This window comes from Actinomadura sp. SCN-SB (assembly GCF_043906805.1).
Taxonomy (GTDB): Bacteria; Actinomycetota; Actinomycetes; order Streptosporangiales; family Streptosporangiaceae; genus Spirillospora.
In genome coordinates, this window is the sequence record NZ_JBIMPP010000030.1 from 1 (window position 1) to 19,856 (window position 19,856).

Consider the following 19,856-nt stretch of genomic DNA (forward strand, 5'->3'; position numbering starts at 1 on the left):
GAAGGAGGGGCGGTATGAGCTTCCGGTACGGGCTTCGGACGTTCGGGCTGGAGCTGGTGATGATCGCGGTGGCCGTCGCCTTCCTGTTCCCGGTGTACGCGCTGGTCACGCTGTCGTTCAAGAACCCTCGGCAGGTGGCCGAGTCGCCGCTGGCGCCGCCGACCAGCCCCGTGCTGGAGAACTACTCGCGGGCCTGGACACGCGCCGAGCTGGGCCCGGCGCTCTTCAACAGCACCGTGGTCACCGTGGCGAGCCTGATCGCGCTGATCGCCATCGGGTCGTTCGCGGCCTACTTCCTGGCCCGCCGCGCGACCCGGCTGGGGTACGGGCTGTACGTGCTGTTCCTGCTGGGCATCGTGCTGCCGTTCCAGCTCGGGATGATCCCGCTGTTCAAGATGGTGGACGCGGCGGGGCTGCTCGGCACCTTCCAGGGAATGATCATCTTCTATACCGGGATCCAGCTACCCTTCACGATCTTCCTGTACACGGGGTTCATCCGGGCGCTGCCCTCCGACTACGCCAACGCCGCGCTGATCGACGGCGCCGGGCACTTCCAGGCGTTCACCCGGGTGGTGTTCCCGCTGCTGCGGCCCATCACCGGCACCGTGCTGATCCTCAACGCGGTGTTCGTCTGGAACGACTTCTTCACGCCGCTGCTGTACCTGGGCGGCTCGACGCGGGAGACGGTGCCGGTGCGGGTGTACGCCTTCGTCGGCCAGTACGTGTCCGACAACGGGCTGGTCTTCGCCGGCCTGGTCCTGGCCGCCCTGCCGATCCTGGTGGTGTTCCTGCTGCTCCAGCGGTACGTCATCAAGGGCTTCGCCAGCGGGCTGAAGGGATGATCCCGCCGCGGCTGCGGGAGGTGCTGGAGACGCCGCCCCGCGCGTACTCGCCCGCGCCGATCTGGTGGTGGAGCGGCGAGCGGCTGGACCGCCGCCGCCTGCGGGACCAGCTCGAACGGTTCGCCGACGGCGGCGTCCACAACCTGGTGATCATGAACCTGGCCCCGTCCGGCCCCATGTTCGGGTCGGACGCCGACGAGCCCGCCTTCTTCTCCGACGCCTGGTGGGAGCTGCTGGACGGGGTGTGCGAGGACGCCGCCGGGCTCGGCGTGTCCCTGTGGTTCTACGACCAGCTCGGCTTCTCCGGCGCCGACCTCCAGGCCAGGCTCGTCCGGGACGTTCCGGAGTTCGCCGGGCGCTGGCTGGAGCGGGACGGCTCGACCGTCACGCGCGGCTTCGACTACCTGTCGGCGGAGGCGTGCGCGGCCCTGCTCGACCGCGTCCACGGCGAGTTCGAGCGGCGGCTGGGGCACCGGCTCGGCACCGTGATCGTCGGTTCCTTCCAGGACGAGCTGCCCGCGCTCCCGACCTGGACCGAGGGGTTCGCCGAGGAGTTCGCGCGGCGCCGCGGCTACGACCTGGTCCCCCACCTGGCGTCGCTGTGGAAGGACGACGAGGCGCGGGCGGTCCGCCGCGACTACCACCTGACCCGGGCCGAGCTGGCGGAGGAGGCGTTCTTCCGCCCGCTGGCCGAGTGGCACGCGCGGCACGGGCTGCTGCACGGCTGCGACCAGCAGGATCCGGCGCGCGCCGGGCGTCCGGTGGACGGGGTGCGGCTGTACGCCGACTACGCGCGGACGCACCGCTGGTTCGGCGCGCCCGGCTCGGACCACCATGGCGACGCGAAGATCCACTCGTCCCTGGCCCACCTCTACGGCAGGGACCGCGTCTGGATCGAGGCGTTCCACTCCAGCGGGTGGGGAGGGACGCTGGAGGAGACCTTCGACTGGCTGTTGCCGTGGCTGCGCGCAGGGGCCACCCTCTACAACCCGCACGCGGTCTACTACTCGACCAAGGCGGGCTGGTGGGAGTGGGCGCCACCGTCAACGGACTGGCGGCAGCCGTACTGGGCGCATCACCGCGTCTTCGCCGAAGCGGTCACCCGGCTGTGCGCGGCCCTGTCCCTGGGCCGCCACGTGTGCGACGTGGCCGTGCTGTTCCCGACCGCGACCGCGCAGGCCGGTACCCGGCTCGACGGTGTGGACGGGGCCGCCGCCCTGGCGCAGGAGACCTACCGGGCGCTGGTGGGCGACATGGCCTGGTTCGCCATGGTGCCCGGCGTCCTCGACCGGCTCGGGGTGGACGCCGACATCCTCGACGACGACTCCGTTCGGCGGGCCGTGGTGGCGGAGGGACGGCTGACCGTCGCGGACGAGTCGTACGGCACCGTCCTGCTGCCGGCCTGCACCGTCCTCGAAGGGGAGACGGCCCGGCGGCTGATCTCCCTGGCCGAGCGGGGCGGCCGGGTCATCGCGGTCGGCCCGTGCCCGCTCCACGGCGTCGGCGACCCGGAGGCGGGCGAGGCCGTGGCGAGGCTCGCGGAACTGGTGGAATCCGTCCCGGACGTGGACTCCCTCGGCCCTCTGCTGCGAGCCTCGCGCCGGGTGGAGGCGCCCGTGCCCGCGCTGGTCCGCGAGGTGGACGGCGCGACGGTGGTGTTCCTGAGCGCGGCCGAGTCCATGGCCAGCCGCGTGTCGGTCGGCCGCCCGGACGAGCGCGGCGCCGACCTGGGCTGGCTGGATGTGACCTACGACTTCGACCCGGACCGCTACCACCGCGACATGCGGGTCCGCGTCCACGGCGTCACGGGCCCGGCCTTGCTGGCGAGCCCCTTCGGCGGGCCGCCGCGCCCACTGCCGACGACCCCTGGACCGTCCTCGGCCGAGGTGGTCGTCCCGTTCGACGACGGTCCCGCCGCGCTCCTGATCTTCCCGGGCGGAGGGTCCGCGGAGCCGGAAGCGCTCCCGTCCCCGCCCCGGACGGCCCAGCTCGACCTGGGCTCCACCTGGGACATGGAGCTGGTCCCGACCCTCGACAACACCTGGGGCGACTTCGCCCGGCCGCTGGGCGCCATGCCGGTCCTGAAACGCTGGCAAGTCGAGCACAGGGCAGGGGACGGCCCGTGGCGGCCCGCTCTGGCGACCTTCGGGCCGCATGGGGTCTGGCGCCGGGACGACGATCCGCGGTGGCGGTCTGTGGTGTACTCCGACAGCCGGGGCATCCACAAGGACCCGGTTCACCGCGCCACGCTCGGTCCCAAGGGCCACGTGCCCGAGGAGTTCCTGGATTTCGGCGAGGTCGGGGCCGGGCGGCGCGTCGTCCTCCGCACGAGGACGACCGTGCCCGCGCGGGGCGGTTTCCTGGTCGTCGGTGCCGCCGCCGCGAAGGAGATCCTCGTCGACGGAGATCCCGTGCCTGTCGACGACCACGGCTATCTGGCCGTGACCAGGGCGGTCCTCCCCGCGGGTGAGCACGTCCTGGAGGTGCGGCTGGTGCCGGACGCCGACGTGCGGCTGCGCGGCCATCTGTCGGTCGTGACCGACCCCGCCCGGTGCCTTCGTCCCGAATGGATCACCGTTGGGGGCGGCCCCCGGCCCGGCGCGCGGGTGGCCTTCACCACCGAGCTGCGCGGCCCCGGTCCGCTCCAGGTGACCTCGGCGGCGCCGTGCCGGATCCTGGTGGACGGGGTGGAGATCGGCCGTCAGGGCGGTTTCGACCCCTACGCCGAGAAGGAGGCTCCCCGCGTCGGCCGCTACGAGGTGTCAGGGAGCCGGCTCACCGTCGTCCTCACCGAGAACGCGACCCCGCCCGCGGTCCTGGTGGACGGCGCGGCGGTCTCCGACGTCACCTGGCGGGCGGCCCGCGACGACGTCCCGGTGCCGGTCGTTCCGCGACGGGCGCAGCACGGCGACCCGGCGGCCCTGCACCTCCACCGGCGCCCGCACCCCTTGCCCGGCGCGCGCCGGCTGGAGGGCGACGATGGCGAAGGCGTCGTTCTCCCCGTGCCTTTCGCCGTTCCCGACGCCCGGCCCCGCACGGAATCGTTCCGCTTCTCCGTGCCGCCCGGCGCGACGCGGATGCGGTTCACCGCGCGCGGCGAGGTCACGGGCGTCTACCTGGACGGCCTCCCCCTCGGCACCACCGGCCCCGACATCGAGCTTCCCGGCGGCCACCGGTCGGCACGACGGACCGCGGAGCTGCACGTCAGGACCCGTCCCGAGGATCAGGCGGGCGCGGCGCTGGCGGGTCCGGTCGAGTTCACCATCGGGCCGGGGACGATCGGACTCGGCGACTGGGAGGAGCAGGGCCTCGCCGGTTACAGCGGCGGCGTCCGCTACAAGCGCGCCCTGGACCTGGCGGAGACCCCGGCGAGGGCCGAGCTCGACCTGGGCCGGGTCCGCGGCACCGCCGAGGTGACGGTGAACGGGAACCCGGCGGGCGTCCGGATCTGCTCGCCCTATGTCGTCGACCTGGGCACGTCGCTCCGCGCGGGCCGGAACGAGATCGAGATCGTCGTCTACGGCACCCTCGCGCCCTACCTGGACGAGACCAGCCCGACCCCTTTCGTCTTCGCGGGCCAGCGGACCACCGGGCTGCTCGGCCCGGTGACCCTCAGGATCCCCGAGGCCAAGCCTCTGATCAGCTGATATAGCCCCAGATCTTGCTGATGTCGCGCAGGGGCTCGGGAACGTCCTCGTCCTTGGGAAGGGGACGCGCCTTCTGGACCCGGCCCGACTTGATGTTGGTGCTCCAGTCGCCGAACACCGGCTTGAGCGGGCCGTGGTCCTTGCCGCCGTAGTCGAGCATCTCCGGCTCCCAGGGGACGTCGAGAAACTCGCACAGCCGGCGGGTCTCCTTCTCCGGCTCGGCGGTCAGGTCCTCGTACCGGATCGTGAGCCCGTCCAGGGCGCGGCGCGCCTCTTCCACACCGGAGGTGTAGTCGAGGACCTCCTGGACCACCTCGTCGTACCGGGCGCCGTCCCGCCTGGCCATGACCGACTCCACGACGGCGGCGGGGTGGCGCAGCAGGAACACGAACCGCGCCCGCGGCCAGGCCGACGCGATCCGGTGCCAGATCAGCGCGTTGGCCGGGGTCTTGTCCACGATGATCCGCTTGCCGCTCCTCACCAGCTCGTGGTGCAGGACCCGGTCCCACAGGAGGTGCTCGATCTCGTTGATCTCCAGGCCGAGCGCCTCCATGATCGCGTCGGTGTAGTCCTTGCTGGGCCTGACCTTCAGCGTGCGCAGGTGCAGCTCGTGCGGCGCCCGGATCTGGGAGTGGCTGTTGAGCAGGACCCGCAGCAGGGTCGATCCGGACCGCTGGGACGACAGCACGAACACCGGGGACTCCACCAGCCGCGCGGCCGACAGGTCCGGCAGCGGGGCCCTGACCGGGGGCTTCACCCCCGGTGGCCGGAACGCCTCAACCAGATGCGCGCCCCTGCGCCGGAGCGCCCTCTTCACCTCTGTGCCGCGCTGCATCTCCCGCATCCTTAGAACGCCTCGTGTGGTCACGAGACCCTACGCAAGAACCAAGATCGGGACCGCTTTGTTGACGCGATTATCAGTGAAGTTTCGGTCAGAACGTCAGCGGAGGCGGTCGAGCGCCCTGGCGAGCTCTTCGAGCAACGACGGTTCCCGGGGCGCCTTCCCGGACGGAGCGTTCCCGCCCTCCGGGGATAGGCACCAGTCCCACCAGCGGTTCAGCTCGGCCCGGTCGAGGTACGGCGGCGCGTCGTCCCGTCCCGTGGTGACGATCGCGGGCCAGTCCCACGCCCGCGCCTGCGCGGTGACCTTCGCCCCGCCGCCGATCGGGTCGACCGCCAGCGCCGGAAGGCCGTTCTTCAGGGCCAGGACCAGACCGTGCAGGCGGGTCGTGACCACCAGGTCGAGTCGCCGGAGGACGGCCTCCAGTTCCACGGGCTCGGTGGCGTGCCGCCAGTCCCGCGAATCCAGCCGGGTGTCCAGCGGCACCCGCGCGCACTCACGGGACGTCAGCCAGCCGGCCAGCTCCCGCTCGATCCGGTCGTGCCGTCCACGGGCGCCGTACTCCCCCTGCCCCGGGCTCAGCACGACGCCCACGACCGGCGGGAGGCTCGCGGCCGGGACGTAGGCGGCCAGGTCCCGGCGCGGCGGACGTCCCGGGGCGTCGCGCGGCAGGATCACGTCGAAGCCCCGGGCGGCGGGCTCGTCGGGATCGACGACCGAGACGCCCACGGCGATGCGGCGGCACCGCGCGTACCGCTCGTGCAGGTACCGCACCTGCTCGCCGTGCACGGGGCCGCAGGCGAACACCAGATGCGTGTAGCCGGAGGGTTCGGCCCGTTCCAGCGTGAGGCCATCGGGACGCAGCACCGGGCTCCACGCCACGTCGCATTCCGCGCCGGACGCCCGCAACGTCCGGTACACCGCCTCCATGGCCAGGACGTCTCCCGCCGTCGCCTCGCCGTGGACGAAGCTCGGCCACCCTGTCAGCAGAACCCGCATCCCGACGCGGTACCCCGCGCCGGAGACCTCGAACTCAGGAGGCGGCGGAGCCCGGTCAGCGCGCTCACGGTGTCCTCACCCCTGCGGCGGCTTGATGCCGAAGCGTTTGAGCTTGCGGTAGATGGTCGCCCGCGAGATGCCGAGGTCGCGGGCGGCGGCCTCGCGGTCCCAGGACGCGTCGCGGAGCGCGGTCAGCAGGGCGTGCCGTTCCGCCCGTTCCAGCTTGGTCAGCCGCCGGGCGCGTCCGGGGGGCGCGTGGTCGCCGGGAAGGTCCTCCACGGTGATGTCGCAGGACAGCGAGCGCGTCAGGGCCGTGGCCACCACCTGCCGGAGCTGGCGGAGGTTGCCCGGCCACCGGCTCTCGGACAGGGCGGCGAGCGCGTCGGGCGTGCAGCGCGGACGGGGCGGTCCGGGACGCAGCTCGGCGATGATCTCGTTGACCAGCGCGGGCAGGTCGCTCATCCGCTCGCGCAGCGGCGGCACGTCCAGGACGACGGGGAACCGCTCGAAGAGGGCGCGCAGGCCGTCGCCGGGCTCCCGTTCCGAGGCGGTGGCGACGAAGCGGGCCCGCGCGGACTCCAGCCGCGCCGCCACGGGCGCCGCGCGTTCCGGTGGCAGCGCGTCGAGGTGCCGCAGGACGACCGTGCCCTCGTCCAGCGCCGGGGGGAGCGGGTCCACGGCGGCATCGACGACCGTGAGCGGCCCGGTTTCGTGCAGGCGGCGGGACAGGACGGTCTTCCCCGTGCCGCGTTCGCCTCTGAGCAGCACGGGCAGCCGTGTGGCGCGTGCCCGTTCCACCTGGTCGAGCAGGCGCTGCCACGGCGACGGCGGGTGGGCCGCGGTCACGGGGGTCAGGCTCACCACGGCCGCGGAGCCGGACAGCGGGCGGCAGCGCGCGGACACCACCAGGCCGGAGCCGAGCCGCAGCCTGGACGTGCGTTCCCGTCCCGAGGCGGAGACCTCGCGGGCCCACCGCTTCAGCGGCTCGTAGTCCGCGCCGTCCAGCAGGGTGAGGGCGGCCGGGTTGGCGATGAACAGCTCCTCGCCGAGCCCGGCGACCGGCTGCGGCGACCGCTTCGACGCTCGCGCGACCATCTCCAGCAACGCCCGCTCGCCGGGCGAGGCACCGGCCCGCAGCCGCGCCTCGATCTCCCGGGCCAGCTCCGTGACGAGCGGCAGGAGCAGCCCGTTCGTGGACTCGTACCGGCAGTTGATGTTGAGCAGGCCGACCAGCCGCCCCGTCGCCGGGTCGCGCACCGGCGCGCCCGCGGTGGTCGCCTCGCTCTCGTACGCGCGGAAGTGCTCGCTGCCCGCGACGATGAACGGCCGCCGCTGCTCGACCGCGGTGCCGAGCCCGTTGGTGCCGACCACGTCCTCGGCGAACCAGGCCCCAGGGAACACCCCACGCGCCTCCAACTGCGGCACCAGCGACGGATCCCCCACCACGTGCCGGACCAGCCGGCACTCGCCGTCGGCCAGGAACGCCCACACCCGCGACCCGGCGATCTCCGCTTCGAGGCGGTCCATCACGGGACGCGCCGCCCGCACCAGCCGGTCGGGCGGGACGGCGGCCTCGTCCCGGGGCAGGTCGGTCGCCGCCGCGTCCACCCCGCTGAGCAGCGACCGCCGCCACGACAGGACGATCTCGCGCCGGACACCGCAGTCCTCCGGCGGCAGCAGGTCCGGATCCCCCGCAGCCAGGAACCGCTCCTTGATCGCCAGCGTCCGCCGCCACGCCTCGCGACCGCGCATGGGAACCATGGTTTCCGGAGGCACCGGCCCACCTCCCGAGCGGAGATCTCCCGTCCCCCTCAGCATCCTTGGCCGCGCCCCCGGCGTCAGCGTTCCTTCCGCCAGGCGGTCAGCCGCCGGCGGTGCGGGCGACGCCGGCCGCTCGCGGGATCACCGGGAGGGTGATATGGGACGGGCGGGCGCCGTCGTGGAACACGGTCTGGTGCTGGACGACGAAGTCCTCCTCGGTGGCGGTCGCGGACGGCGCGCCGTTGCCCGGGTTGCGGTCGAACTGCGGAAAGCTCGCACCGGCGATGTCCACGCGCAGGCGATGCCCGGCCTTGAACACCTGGCTGGTGGCGATCAGGTCGATGGTGTACTCGTGCGCCTCTCCGGGCGTGATGGGGCTCGGGCGCCCCGTGCCGTCGCGGTAGCGGGCGCGCACGATCCCGTCGGCGACGATCAGCGCGCGCCCGTCCGGCCACACGTCCACGAGCTTCGCGGTGAAGTCGGTGTCGGCGGCGGACGTGGCCGCGTACAGCGTCACCGTCACCGGCCCCGTGACCTCCAGGTCCTCGGTCAGCTCGGCGCTGGTGAACGACAGCACGTCCGGGCGTGCCTCGACCGCGCGCTGGTCGCGCGGCCCCGCCGCCCACTCCACGCCGCCGGGGCCGCCGGCGAGGAACGTGGCGCCGCCGACGGTCGGCGTGGGGTCGGCCGGGTCGTAGGTGAAGCGGGACGGCTCGGACTCCTCGGGCCTCTCCGGAGACAGGGCGCCGCCGGCGTGCAGGTACCAGGGTGTCCATTCGGTACGGGCGAGGGGCCATTCGTCCTCGTCCCGCCAGACGTTGTCGCCCATCACGAACAGCCTCACCCGCGGGCCTCGCGGCTCCTGCGGGTCGTCCCGGACGGTGCGGCGCAGGAAGTCGAGCTGCGCCTGCTCCAGCCGGGCGCCCTGGTCCGAGGCGGCCGATCCGAAATGCAGCTCCCCGACGGTCCCGCTGCGGTCGGCGTGCGTCCAGGGGCCGACGATGAGCCGCTGCCCACGCCGGGCCTGTTCGGTCGCCGCGTCCCGGGTCAACGTCATGAAGTTGTCCAGCGTCCCGCCGAGGAACAGGTCGAACCAGCCGCCGACGTGCAGGACCGGGGCGGCGACCCGGTGCCGGGTGGCCTTGTAGCTCAGCCCGGACCAGTAGTCCCCGGCCTGCTCGTGCTCCACCCAGTCGCGCCAGCTCGGCAGGACCCCGCTGACCGCCGGGGTGTCCCGCAGCGGCAGGTGCCGGTATCCGGACGCCGGATCGGCCATGAGCCGCATCAGCGCCGCCATCTCACCGGAGACGTCCTGCCCGGCGGCGGCGCGGTAGCCCAGCGTCTGCGCGGTCTTGAGCATGTGCCAGCCGAGGAGCTGGCCGAGCGCGAACGCCCCCTGCCGGTAGGCCAGCCCCCAGTGGTAGTCCGCCGGGGTCACGATCGTCACGAGGCCGCGCAGCGCCTCGGTCACCGCGGGCGTCGCCGAGGCCGCCGCGGCGAGCTGGACCATGCCCAGGTAGGATGGCCCGAACATGCCCACCGCGCCGGTGGACCACGGCTGGCGCGCGCACCATTCGATCGTGTCCGCCCCGTCCTCGGCCTCGTCCGCGAACGGCGAGAACTCGCCGTCGGACGTGCCGGTGCCACGGCAGTGCTGCGCCACCACGGCGAACCCGGCGTCGACGGCGGGCAGGATCGGCACCGGACGCAGCATCGGCTCGCCGTAGGGGGTGCGGATCAGCAGCACCGGGAACGGGCCGCCCTCGGCGGGACGGTAGATGTCGGCGCGCAGCAGCGTCCCGTCCCGCATCTCGATCGGCGCGTTGTGCTCCACCCGCAGCGGGACGGCGGGCACGTTCAGCTTGGCCACCTGTGCCTCCTCCCGGTCTCAGGGACGCAGCTCGCGCGCCGCCGGCAGGACTTCCCGGGCGAACAGCTCCAGGCTCTTCTCCGCCTGGTCGTACGGCATGCCGCCGAAGCTGGGCAGCACGACGAGCTGGAAGTCGCCCAGCGCGTCCCGGATCTCACGAAGCCGCGCCATGATCTGGTCGGGCGTCCCGACCAGCGCGCACTCGGCGTAGTCGGCGGCGGACTTCTCCAGCCCCGCCTCCCGCATGACCTTGGCCGTCTCGGCGTAACGCTGATAGCCCTCGATGTCGGCGAAGTGCTCCCCCGCCATCTCGTAGTGCCGGACGTTGGAGAAGAAGAACGTGCCGATGTACTCCCTGGCCCGCTCCTTGGCGACGGCGGCGTCCTCGTGGCAGTACATGTTGACGTTGACCGAGATCGGCGGAGGCTCGGTGCCCTGCGCGGCCCGGAACCGCTCCCGGTAGGAGTCGAACACCGGCATCAGGTCGGGGATCGGCCGCGTCACGATCGTCATCAGCGCGGCCCCGAGGTCGACGCACGACGTGATCGAGTCGGGCGACCCGGCCACGCAGTACACCCGTCCCTTGAACGACTCGCGCGGGCTCGGCCGCAGCCGGGCGCGGGGCTGCGGATAGTACGGGCCGTCGCCCTCGATGTACCCGGTCTCCAGCGCCTCAAGGATCATCGCGGCGGCCTCGTCGAACCGCCCGCGCGCCTCCGACATGGGGATCCGGAACGGGGCGTACTCGGTGCGGGACAGCCCGCGTCCCATCCCGAACAGCGCCCGCCCGCCGGACACGATGTCCAGCATGATCATCTTCTCGGCCACGCGCAGCGGGTCGTTCCACGGCAGGATCACCGCGCCCGTCCCCAGCCTCAGCCGTTCCGTCCGCCCCGCCACATGCGCCAGCAGCAGCACGTTGTCCGGGCACATCGCGTAGTCGTCGAAGTGGTGCTCGACGGCCCACAGGCTGTCGTACCCCAGCCGGTCCGCCAGCTCGGCGAGCCCCAGCTCGCCCTGGAACATCTCCTCGTCGGTCAGCTTCTCGTGCAGGTTGCCGAATCCCAGATTGACACCGACGTGCAACACGGGGCCGCTCCCTCACCTCCCGGGCCACGACCCGGGGCGAAATCCGCTTCTCGCCCGGATGCTAGGAGCGCCACCCCCCGCACGCCGTCTCAATCCTGAGACGACGCCGAAGCGGCCCGGCGGGCTTGCCCTTGACGCGTGCGTCAGGGGTTAGCGTCGCACCCCCGATCTTGAGGAGGGACGACATGACCCGCACCAGCCGTGAAGTGCGGCTCGTCGCACTGCCCGACGGCCTGCCCCGTCCAGAGCACTTCGCCATCGTGGAGACCCCGCTGCCCGTCCCAGGGCCCGGGCAAGTCCTCCTGCGCAACCGCCACTTCCAGGTGTTTCCCTCGTTGCGGACGCTCATCGGAGGGGGCGTCCCGGGCGCGCCCCTGCCGCCCCTGCATCCCGGTGACACCCTGTTCGGCGCCGCGATCGGCGAGGTGCGTCCAGGACCGCATCACCGCGCTGGACCGGGAGATCGCCCACCTGGTCACCCTGAGGAACCGCCTGGCGGCCGCGATCACCCCCCGAAACCAGGCCGGTTGACCATCAGCTGTCGCCGGGGCGGGTGAGGAACCGGGCCAGTTGTTCGGTGTAGCGCTCGACCACCTCGGGTGAGGTGGCGTCCGCGCCGAAGAGGCCGCGGGCCAGTTGCGGGTAGACCGCCAGGGCGTTGGCGGCGCTCATGGCGATGAGCACGAGGGCGGCCGGGTCGAGGCGGTCGTCCAGTTCGCCGCTCCGCTGGCGCTCGCGTATGGCCTCCACCTCGTGCTGGAGGCGCGCGTTACGTTCGCGGGCCTCCTCCTCGTCGTCGTCCTGTCCGGTGTCGGCGAGACCGGCCCAGGCGAGGAGGCGCCCGCCGCCGCGCGGATCGACGCTCGCCCGTACGTAGCGCTTGGTCATCTCGGCGAAGGGCAGGTCGTCGGGGAACGCCTCGGCCTCGTACGCCCGCCACCGCCGCCCGAGCTCGCGGTACAGGCCCTCCTTGCCGTCGAAGTAGTACGCGATGAGCTGCACGTTCACGCCCGCCCTGCGGGCGATCTCGGCCACCCTGGCGCCGGCGAAGCCCTTGGCGGAGAACTCCTCGATCGCCGCGTCGAGGATGCGCGCCTTGGTCCGCTCGGGGTCGCGCCGGCGCTCGTGCGGCGCCGGTGCCCGACGCCTGCCGGCCCCCTTGCCCGCTCGACGCTCCGTGGTCATGAACGCATTCTGCCACACGTCCATCGAACTTAATCACGCGAACGTTTGACAAAGACACATCTTCAAGTGACACTCCTCGATGGACATATGACTCCGTCCCGATGGAGGCGACGAGATGACCAGGGACGTGCAGACGCGACCACCGGCCGGGCATCGCTGGGCGTCGCTGATCCTGCTGCTGACCGCGGTGTTCATGGACATGGTCGACAACCAGATCGTGACCATCGCGCTCCCGACCATCCAGCGCGACCTGCACGCCTCGCCCTCGGCGTTGCAGTGGACGGCCACCGGTTACACGCTGGCGTTCGCCCTGATCCTGATCACCGGTGGCCGGCTCGGCGACCGCTTCGGCCACCGCGCCCTGTTCGTCGCGGGCACGGCGGGCTTCGGCGCCGCCTCGCTCGCCGCGGGCGCCGCGCCGGACGTCCCGGTGCTGCTGGCGGCCCGGGTGGCGCAGGGCGTGTTCGCCGGGCTGATGGTGCCGCAGGTGCTGTCGTTCATCCGCACCGAGTTCCCGGAGCCGGAGCAGCCCAAGGCGATGGGCCTGTTCGGCATGACCTTCCCGCTCGGCGGGCTGGCCGGTCCGCTGCTGGGCGGCCTGCTCACCGAGGCCGACCTGTTCGGCTGGCACTGGCGGACGATCTTCCTCGTCAACGTGCCGATCGCCGTGGCCGCCGCCGTGGGCGCCGCCCTGGTCATGCCCGCGCCCCGCCGGCACGTGCGCGGCGGTGCCGACGCGGTCGGCGTCCTGGTGCTGGCGGCCGGGCTGCTCGCCGTCCTCTACCCGCTGGTCCAGGGACGCGAGCTGGGCTGGCCCGCCTGGACGTTCGCGCTGATGGCCGCCGCGCTCCCCCTGCTCGCGCTGTTCGCCGCGCAGCAGCGCGCACGGGAACGGCGCGGGCGCGAACCGCTGATCCCGCCCCGCCTGTTCCGCGCCCGTGCCATGCCGGTCGGCATCCTGGTCATGCTGATCTTCTACTGCGGGATGGGCGCGTTCTTCGTGCTGACGCTGCACCTACAGGACGGGCTGGGCTACTCGCCGCTGAAGACGGCCCTGACCATGCTTCCGGCGACCGTGGGGATCGTGGCGGGCAACGGTCTCGGCATGCCGCTCGTCCCCAGGCTGGGCCGGGTGCTGCCGATGGCGGGCCTGGCGCTGCTGCTGGCCGCGACCGCCGCGATGATCGTCGTGGTGACGCGGTACGGGACCGGCCTCGCCCCCTGGCAGGCGGCCGTCCCCATCCTTCTCTACGGCGCCGGCCTGGGCGTCGGCGCGTCCTCCCTGATGCAGATCACCCTGGCCGGGGCGGGCCAGGGCGACGCCGGGGCCGCCTCCGGCGTGGTGAACACCGTCGTGCAGCTCGGTGTGGCCGCGGGACCCGCCACCGTCGGCACCGCGTTCTTCGGCCGTCTGACCCCCGGGGCGACTTCGTCGGCGCCACGCAGACCGCCCTGCTCATCGGCCTGGCCCTGTTCGCCGCCGCCCTGCTGGCCTGCGTCCTGCTCCCCCGCCGGACCCCCGCGCCTCCGTCCGAGGTCACCGAGGGCACCGCCGGTGAGGTCGTCGGGACCCGATGACGGTTCAGAGCCGTTCCACGCGCACTTCGCGGTGGGCGATGCCGGCGTGGGTGAACGCGAGGAGGCGTTCGCCTTCCTCGTGGAGGCCGTCCGCGGGCGGGGCGAACGTACGGATCGTCAGGACGGCCGAGTCGCGGTCGCTCTCGATCGCCCACTCGCCGCCGGTGAAGCCGTCCACCAGCACCCAGCCGGGAACCGGGCGGCGGGTGGTGTAGTCCTGCGCCCGATGCTCCTCGGTGATCACCCGGGTGCGGTCGGCGTGCGAGAGGAGGAGGTTGTCGAAGTCGTACAGCAGCCGGGGCGGGGCTGGCACGTCCGCGCCGGGGCGCGGCGCGTCCGGCAGGTCGAACAGCTCCCGGCCGTCCTCTCCGGTGAAGGTGACCAGGCGGGGGCGGAGCCTGTCCACGACCTCGCCGAGCCGGGTGAGGCCCGCCCAGGTCTGCACGTCCTTGACGGTGGCGGGCCCGAACGCGGCCAGGTAACGCAGCACCAGGTCGTCCAGGGAGGCGTCCGCCGCCAGGGGCTCGCCGAGCCAGGACTCGGCCGTGGTGTGCGCGATCGGTCCGCTCCTGCCCCAGAGCCCGCGCGGCGGCACCTGTACCAGCGCCATCATGTTGCGGGCGATGTAGGCGAGGGACGCGGGCGGACGGTCGCCCCATCCGGCGCTCTCGCCGTGCTCGGCCAGCAGCGCGCCGAGGTCGTTGGACGTCCGGGGCGCCTCCTCCAGCAGCGGACGGGCGACGGCCACCACCTCGTCGGTGTCCAGGCCCTCGATCGGCTTGCCGTGGGTGTGGTTGGAGAAGAGCGTCCGGTCCATGACCGGCTGGATCAGCGGCCGCATCCACAGGCAGTCGCGGGCGCTGACGAGATGGATGGTCCCGCGCATCAGCGCGATCCGCACCAGCTCCCGCCCTTCCAGCAGCGCGGAGATCTGTTCCGGGCGCACGTCCGCCAGGCGGGCCGCGAGGCCGGCGTACCAGGAGTGCGGGGTCTGGGCCTGAAGCCCGGCCAGATGCTCGACGGCCTGGACGATCGGGAGGTCGGAACGGGCGAGCAATAATTGCCTGGCGAGCGTCGCCCGGTTCAGCTCGCGCCTCGTCATGAGCGCCATAGCCGGTCAGGCTAGCGTGGGAGGGCGCGCCGGCCCGCCGCTTCGCCTAGCCCATGCGGCCGGGATCGCCCTCCAGGGCGTCGCGGTCCCAGCCGCCGAGGTCGGCCGCCGCCTCGTAGGTGCTCTGAAGGAACTCCAGCAGCGTTCCCTCGGGGTCGGACGCGGTGCGCACGGCCTCGTACGGAAGCAGGAACTGCCCGAGCTCATCGTTGTAGAAGGCGTCGAACGGGCCGACGGGGCGGTCGGAGAAGCCTTCGGGTTCGGGGTAGGCGTAGGAGTAGAAGGCGCCCTCGTCGCCGCCTCCCGCCCAGAATCCGCAGCTACTGAGCTCGTGGGAGTAACCCTGGACCATCACCTTGCGGGGACAGTTGGGGATCTCACCGGAGTACTCGGGCGCGGGCCGTCCGGAGAACCGGGTGCAGGCGAGGTCCATGGCGCCCCAGAAGAGATGGACGGGGCTGACCTTGCCGATGAAGCGTGACCTGAACTCGCCCATGACCCGGGACGCCTGGAGCAACTGGCGCCAGAACAGCCGTACCGCATGGCCGTCGTAGGAGGCGTGCCGGTGGTCCTCGGGGAAGGGGATGGCCGGTTCCACCTCGTTCGGCCTGGCGTGGATGGGCGCCTTGACGCCGAGCGCGTCCAGGGCGCCCATCGTCCGGTCGTAGAAGTCGGCGACGGCCATGGGCTCCAGCGCGAAGCCCTCGACGGCGCCGCCGCTGTCGCGGATGACGAGGCGGTGGGAGACGAAGTCGAACTCGATGTCGAACGCCCCGCCCCGGTAGGGGATCGACGAGGTGGTCAGGCCGCGCGGCGTGACGTACAGCGCGACGTGCCACCAGTGGTTCACCGGAGGCGTGTGCAGCAGCCTGACCTTCCCGACGATCTGGGTCCACATGTGCAGCGTGTCCCGGCTCTCCGCCCAGTCCTCGACACGCAACCTGGGCCACGCCTTGTCCTCGCCCACGGCATCCCCCCTGCGGTGACTACACTGCGTGGTCCCCGAGGACGGAAGCGTGAAACGGGCCGGCGGTCAGGACGGCGAGCGGCCCGTCAGCCGCTCGATCAGGCGTTCGGCGGCGGGCCGGTCGAACCGCCCGGAGATCTGCACCTGACCGCCCGTGATGGCGCCGGTGACCACCGGGGCCGACACGACCACGTCGCCGACGACCATGGCGATCCGGTTCGCCGCGGTGCCGCTGTCCGCGGTCATGGCGCGTGTCGTCAGTTTGCCGAAGATCGCGGCGTCGGCCCGCGTCAGCGTGAGGGCGATGGCCCAATCGGGTCCCTGGGGTCCGGGCGGGACGAGCCGGATCTCCTCAAGGCGCCGCACCGTCATTCCGCCGGGTTCCAGCGTGAAGCACTCGGTGCCCGCGGTCTCCCGCAGCGTCCCGGCCGGGCACGGCGGGGGCTGGACCCGCGCCACCTGCTGGACGAGCAGGGGCTGGCGCAGGTCGACCGGGTCGGTCCCGGGATCGCCGCCGTCCCGGAGCAACTGGAAACCGACCACCGTGGCGCCCGCGATCAGGAGCACCAGTATCGCCGCCGCGACCAGCGCGGTGATCACCGGATTCCTGGGCGGAAGCGTCACCGGCGCGGGCCCCTTGACGGGCGGCGGCGGCCCGTACCCGGGCGGCGGCGTGTCGAAGGGCGACCCGGGTGACGGAGGATTGGCCATGGCACATCCCTGCGGTGAGAACGGGCGCCCGCAGCCGGCGGGGGCGCGAATCGCCGCTCCGATCCTAGAGCGCCGTTCTCGGATCCCGCATCTTCCCCATGGGGTCAGTCCACCTCGACGGGCGCGGTTCCGAAGGCCGTGAAGCTGACGATCCAGTAGGCGATGTAGAAGGCCAGCAGCACGAAGCCGTGCCACCGTTTCAGCTCGCCCGTGTGCAGCACGTACGCCGCGAAACCGGTGAGGACGACCAGGGCGGGCAGGTGCCAGGTGAGGACGTCGGGCGCTATCACCAGGCCGCCCGCCAGCACGATCACTCCGAGTTTGCCGGTGACGGAGAACACCACGCTTCCGATGACGTTCCCGACGCCGATCTCCGGGGCGCCTTTGCGGGCGGGTTCCACGGTGAGGAAGACGTCCTCGACGGTGAGGACGACCGTGGCGATCGTCGCGCCGAAGAGGGTGCCCTCCAGCCCGTAGGTCTCCAGGATGCCCTCGGTTCCCATGCCCGTGATCGCGGCGCCGGCGATCAGGCCCGCCAGGGCCAGGACCGCCAGGCACAGGCCCGCCCACCCCGAGTGCCTGCGCGCCTCGGCGAACGGGGCGGCCTCGGAGAAATGGCGTCCCGGATGGGTCTCCGGTGGTGTCCGCCCGGGATCGGCCGTCGCCGGGCGCGTGCCGGTGAGGGTGGCCGTCCCGCCGTCGCGGGGCCCTTCCCGGGACGCGCGGACGGCGACGTACGCCTCGTACAGTTCCGCGTCGCGGAAGATGGGCCTGTCCCCTCCGGACTCGCGGACCGCGACGTAGGCGAGGAAGGCCCCGAACAGCCCGAGCAACGCCAGCCCTTCGGCCACGCCCAGGGGCTCCAGCACCACGAACACGATCATCAGGAGCGGGGCGAGGGCGAAGACGAGCAGGTAGTCGCGCGGGATGGTCACCTTGGTGGGGGTGAGGATCGCGGCGAGCGCCAGCACGACCCCGGTCATCGAGATGGCGGTGCCGAGCACGATGCCCAGCGCGACGTCCTCGACCTCCTCCAGGTTCAGCGCGACGCCGAGGAACACGTCGTCGAACTCGATGCCGGTGAAGACGATGGCGAGCAGGAAGATGGAGACCTTGAGCCCGCTCGCGACGCCCACGAGGTAGCCGATCAGCTTCTCGGCGCTGTAGATCAGCAGCACCGCGCCCGCGGCGAAGACGAGGATCGAGGTCATCGCGGCACCTCCCGGGGCAGGAGCTCAAGGGGCGGCAGGGGGCGGTCGGCGTTGTTCACCGCGTCCTCCACGATCGCGTGGTCCGGAGACAGGTGGCAGGCGGGGTCGGTGCGGGACGCGTCGCCGGTGAGCTGGTACGCCTGGCAGCGGCAGCCACCGAAGTCCAGCTCGCGGCGGTCGCAGCTCCGGCAGGGCTCCGGCATCCAGTCCGTCCCGCGGAACCGCCGGAACATCGGTGACCGCTCCCAGATCCACGCCAGGCCGTGCTCGCGGACGTTCGCGCGGGGAAGCGGCAGGGTGTGCGCGGCCGGGCACGGCAGGACGTCGCCGTTGGGGATGACGGTGAGCTGCCGTCTGCCCCATCCGCCCATGCAGGGCTTGGGGTAGCGGGTGTAGTAGTCGGGGAGGACGTAGATGACCTCCATCCGTCCCTTCAGGCGTCGGCGGGCCGCGCGCACGACGGTCTCGGCGCGTTCGAGCTGGGAGGCGCTCGGCAGAAGGGCGTCCCGGTTCCGCCAGGCCCAGCCGTAGTACTGCGTGTTGGCCAGTTCGATGCGGTCGGCGCCCAGTTCCTCGGCCAGGTCGAGGACGCGGTCGATCCGGTCGATGTTGTGCCGGTGCAGGACGACGTTCAGCGTCAGCGGCCAGCCCAGCTTCTTCACCAGGCGCGCCGCCGCGAGCTTGCGGTGGAAGGACGGCAGGCCCGCGAGCCGGTCCGACGGTTCCGGGCGGTCGGCCTGGACGCTGATCTGGACGTGGTCGAGCCCCGCGGCCCGCAGCTCCTCGGCCCGCCGGAGCGACAGGCCGAGCGCGCTGGTGATGAGGTTGGTGTAGAGGCCCAGGTCCCGCGCCTCCCGGACGAGGTCCACCAGGTCGCGGCGCCGCAGCGGCTCGCCGCCGGACAGGTGCAGGTGCAGGACGCCCAGGTCCCGGGCCTCGGCCAGGACCCTCCGCCACTCGCCGGTCGCCAGCTCGTCCCGGTAGGCGCCCAGGTCGAGCGGGTTGGAGCAGTACGAGCAGCGCAGCGGGCAGTCGTAGGTGAGCTCCGCCAGCAGACCGAACGGCCTATCCATCCCCGTCCCCGATCTCCAGCCGGCGCGCGGCGACCAGCCGGGCGAGGAACTCCCGCACCTCCCCGTCGATCACCACCTGGTAGCGTCCGCGCAGCTCGGCCACGATCCCGGCGACGGTGCGGCGCCCGTCGCACAGGCCGAGGATCGCCGCGCCCGTCGCGTTCAGGACGGTGACCGCCTCCGGGGACAGCAGCAGGTGGCGTCCGCGCGCCGGGTCGAACTCCAGCCGCACGTGGGGCGCGAGGCGGGGACGGTCGGTGTCGCCGACGGCGCGCACGCTAACCATCCGGATAGGCCCGTTCGGTGGCGTCGAGCATGCTCCACAGGACGTCGCATTTGAACGCGAGCGCCGCCACCGCTGCCGACTGCTCGGCCGGTGTCCGGCAGTACTTCGTCACCACCTCCATGGCGTGCTCCGAATCCCGGGGGGCCTGGGTGAGGCGGGCCCGGAAATAGGCGAGGCCCGCGCGGTCGATCCATGGGTAATGGCGTTCGAAGGCGGCCAGCCGTTCGGCCATCAGGCCCGGGGCGAACAGTTCGGTGAGCGAGGACGCCACCGCCTCGACCCACGGCCGGGTACGGGCGAAGGTCACGTAGGCGTCGACGGCGAACCGGACGCCGGGGACGACGTGCCGCTCGTCCAGCAGCTCGTCCCGGTCCAGGCCGAGGGCCTCGCCGAGCCGCAGCCACGCCTCGATCCCGCCCTCGCCGTCCGCCGTCCCGTCGTGGTCCAGGACGCGCTGGATCCAGCGGCGGCGGACGTCGCGGTCGGGACAGTTGGCGATGATCGCGGCGTCCTTGCGGGGCAGGTTCAGCTGGTAGTAGAAGCGGTTGGCCGCCCAGCCCTGGATCTGGCGGCGGCTCAGCGCGCCCTCGTTCATCTTGCGGTGGAAGGGATGCCGGTCGTGGTAGCGCCGGGATTGCGCGCGCAGGGCGCCCACGAAGCCGTCGTTCGACGTTGTTACCACCAT

Annotated in this window: 16 protein-coding genes and 1 pseudogene; 4 read left to right on the plus strand and 13 right to left on the minus strand. The window is 72.7% G+C overall.

Going from position 1 to position 19,856, the window contains the following annotated elements:
* The first annotated feature begins 14 nt into the window (after window positions 1-14).
* Both ACGWYJ_RS20130 and ACGWYJ_RS20135 read left to right on the plus strand, forming a co-directional pair.
* Window positions 15-842 (plus strand): carbohydrate ABC transporter permease, encoded by an 828-nt coding sequence (locus tag ACGWYJ_RS20130; protein ID WP_285699868.1) that lies wholly within the window; start codon window positions 15-17, stop codon window positions 840-842.
* A complete protein-coding gene (locus ACGWYJ_RS20135) occupies window positions 839-4,489 on the plus strand; it encodes a glycosyl hydrolase (RefSeq protein WP_395107659.1) in 3,651 nt (1,216 codons plus the stop codon). Before ACGWYJ_RS20130 ends, ACGWYJ_RS20135 begins: the two co-directional genes overlap by 4 nt.
* Here ACGWYJ_RS20135 and ACGWYJ_RS20140 read toward each other — a convergent pair.
* The 5 genes from ACGWYJ_RS20140 to ACGWYJ_RS20160 all read right to left on the minus strand — a co-directional run bounded on the left by ACGWYJ_RS20140 (window position 4,482) and on the right by ACGWYJ_RS20160 (window position 11,049).
* Complete coding sequence (locus ACGWYJ_RS20140) at window positions 4,482-5,324, minus strand: sulfotransferase family protein (protein ID WP_395107660.1); 843 nt, start codon at window positions 5,322-5,324, stop codon at window positions 4,482-4,484. The two genes, ACGWYJ_RS20135 and ACGWYJ_RS20140, sit on opposite strands and share 8 nt — an antisense overlap.
* Before the next feature lie 105 nt (window positions 5,325-5,429).
* Entirely contained in the window at window positions 5,430-6,329 is a 900-nt protein-coding gene (locus ACGWYJ_RS20145) for a polysaccharide pyruvyl transferase family protein (RefSeq protein WP_395107662.1), read from the minus strand.
* A 75-nt stretch (window positions 6,330-6,404) separates the two neighbouring features.
* Window positions 6,405-8,081: a sigma-54-dependent Fis family transcriptional regulator gene (locus ACGWYJ_RS20150; protein WP_395107663.1), complete on the minus strand. Its 1,677-nt coding sequence runs from the start codon at window positions 8,079-8,081 to the stop codon at window positions 6,405-6,407.
* 109 nt (window positions 8,082-8,190) lie between these two features.
* A complete protein-coding gene (locus ACGWYJ_RS20155; RefSeq protein WP_395107665.1) occupies window positions 8,191-9,960 on the minus strand; it encodes a CocE/NonD family hydrolase in 1,770 nt (589 codons plus the stop codon).
* An 18-nt stretch (window positions 9,961-9,978) separates the two neighbouring features.
* Window positions 9,979-11,049 (minus strand): LLM class flavin-dependent oxidoreductase, encoded by a 1,071-nt coding sequence (locus tag ACGWYJ_RS20160; protein ID WP_395107666.1) that lies wholly within the window; start codon window positions 11,047-11,049, stop codon window positions 9,979-9,981.
* A 185-nt stretch (window positions 11,050-11,234) separates the two neighbouring features.
* Between ACGWYJ_RS20160 and ACGWYJ_RS20165 the strand changes: the two genes are divergently transcribed.
* Complete coding sequence (locus ACGWYJ_RS20165) at window positions 11,235-11,606, plus strand: hypothetical protein (RefSeq protein ID WP_395107667.1); 372 nt, start codon at window positions 11,235-11,237, stop codon at window positions 11,604-11,606.
* Here the strand turns inward: ACGWYJ_RS20165 and ACGWYJ_RS20170 are convergent.
* The gene (locus tag ACGWYJ_RS20170; RefSeq protein WP_395107669.1) at window positions 11,584-12,234 is read right to left on the minus strand and encodes a TetR family transcriptional regulator; all 651 of its coding nucleotides are present in this window, start codon (window positions 12,232-12,234) and stop codon (window positions 11,584-11,586) included. The genes ACGWYJ_RS20165 and ACGWYJ_RS20170 overlap by 23 nt on opposite strands.
* 115 nt (window positions 12,235-12,349) lie before the next feature.
* On the opposite strand from ACGWYJ_RS20170, the pseudogene ACGWYJ_RS20175 reads away from it, so the two are divergent.
* Window positions 12,350-13,603, plus strand: a pseudogene (locus ACGWYJ_RS20175) (MFS transporter); the annotation flags it as partial.
* 213 nt (window positions 13,604-13,816) lie between these two features.
* Here ACGWYJ_RS20175 and ACGWYJ_RS20180 read toward each other — a convergent pair.
* The 7 genes from ACGWYJ_RS20180 to pqqC form a co-directional block, all read right to left on the minus strand.
* Complete coding sequence (locus ACGWYJ_RS20180) at window positions 13,817-14,923, minus strand: winged helix DNA-binding domain-containing protein (RefSeq protein ID WP_395107770.1); 1,107 nt, start codon at window positions 14,921-14,923, stop codon at window positions 13,817-13,819.
* A gap of 46 nt (window positions 14,924-14,969) precedes the next feature.
* Complete coding sequence (locus ACGWYJ_RS20185; protein WP_395107670.1) at window positions 14,970-15,890, minus strand: DUF5996 family protein; 921 nt, start codon at window positions 15,888-15,890, stop codon at window positions 14,970-14,972.
* A 66-nt stretch (window positions 15,891-15,956) separates the two neighbouring features.
* Window positions 15,957-16,601: a hypothetical protein gene (locus tag ACGWYJ_RS20190; RefSeq protein WP_395107672.1), complete on the minus strand. Its 645-nt coding sequence runs from the start codon at window positions 16,599-16,601 to the stop codon at window positions 15,957-15,959.
* Between the two features lie 104 nt (window positions 16,602-16,705).
* Window positions 16,706-17,812 (minus strand): sodium:calcium antiporter, encoded by a 1,107-nt coding sequence (locus tag ACGWYJ_RS20195; protein ID WP_395107673.1) that lies wholly within the window; start codon window positions 17,810-17,812, stop codon window positions 16,706-16,708.
* The gene (pqqE, locus tag ACGWYJ_RS20200) at window positions 17,809-18,885 is read right to left on the minus strand and encodes a pyrroloquinoline quinone biosynthesis protein PqqE (protein ID WP_395107676.1); all 1,077 of its coding nucleotides are present in this window, start codon (window positions 18,883-18,885) and stop codon (window positions 17,809-17,811) included. The genes ACGWYJ_RS20195 and pqqE overlap by 4 nt, the downstream gene beginning before the upstream one ends.
* Window positions 18,878-19,171 (minus strand): pyrroloquinoline quinone biosynthesis peptide chaperone PqqD, encoded by a 294-nt coding sequence (gene pqqD, locus ACGWYJ_RS20205; RefSeq protein ID WP_395107678.1) that lies wholly within the window; start codon window positions 19,169-19,171, stop codon window positions 18,878-18,880. Before pqqD ends, pqqE begins: the two co-directional genes overlap by 8 nt.
* A complete protein-coding gene (gene pqqC, locus ACGWYJ_RS20210) occupies window positions 19,164-19,856 on the minus strand; it encodes a pyrroloquinoline-quinone synthase PqqC (protein ID WP_395107679.1) in 693 nt (230 codons plus the stop codon). Before pqqC ends, pqqD begins: the two co-directional genes overlap by 8 nt.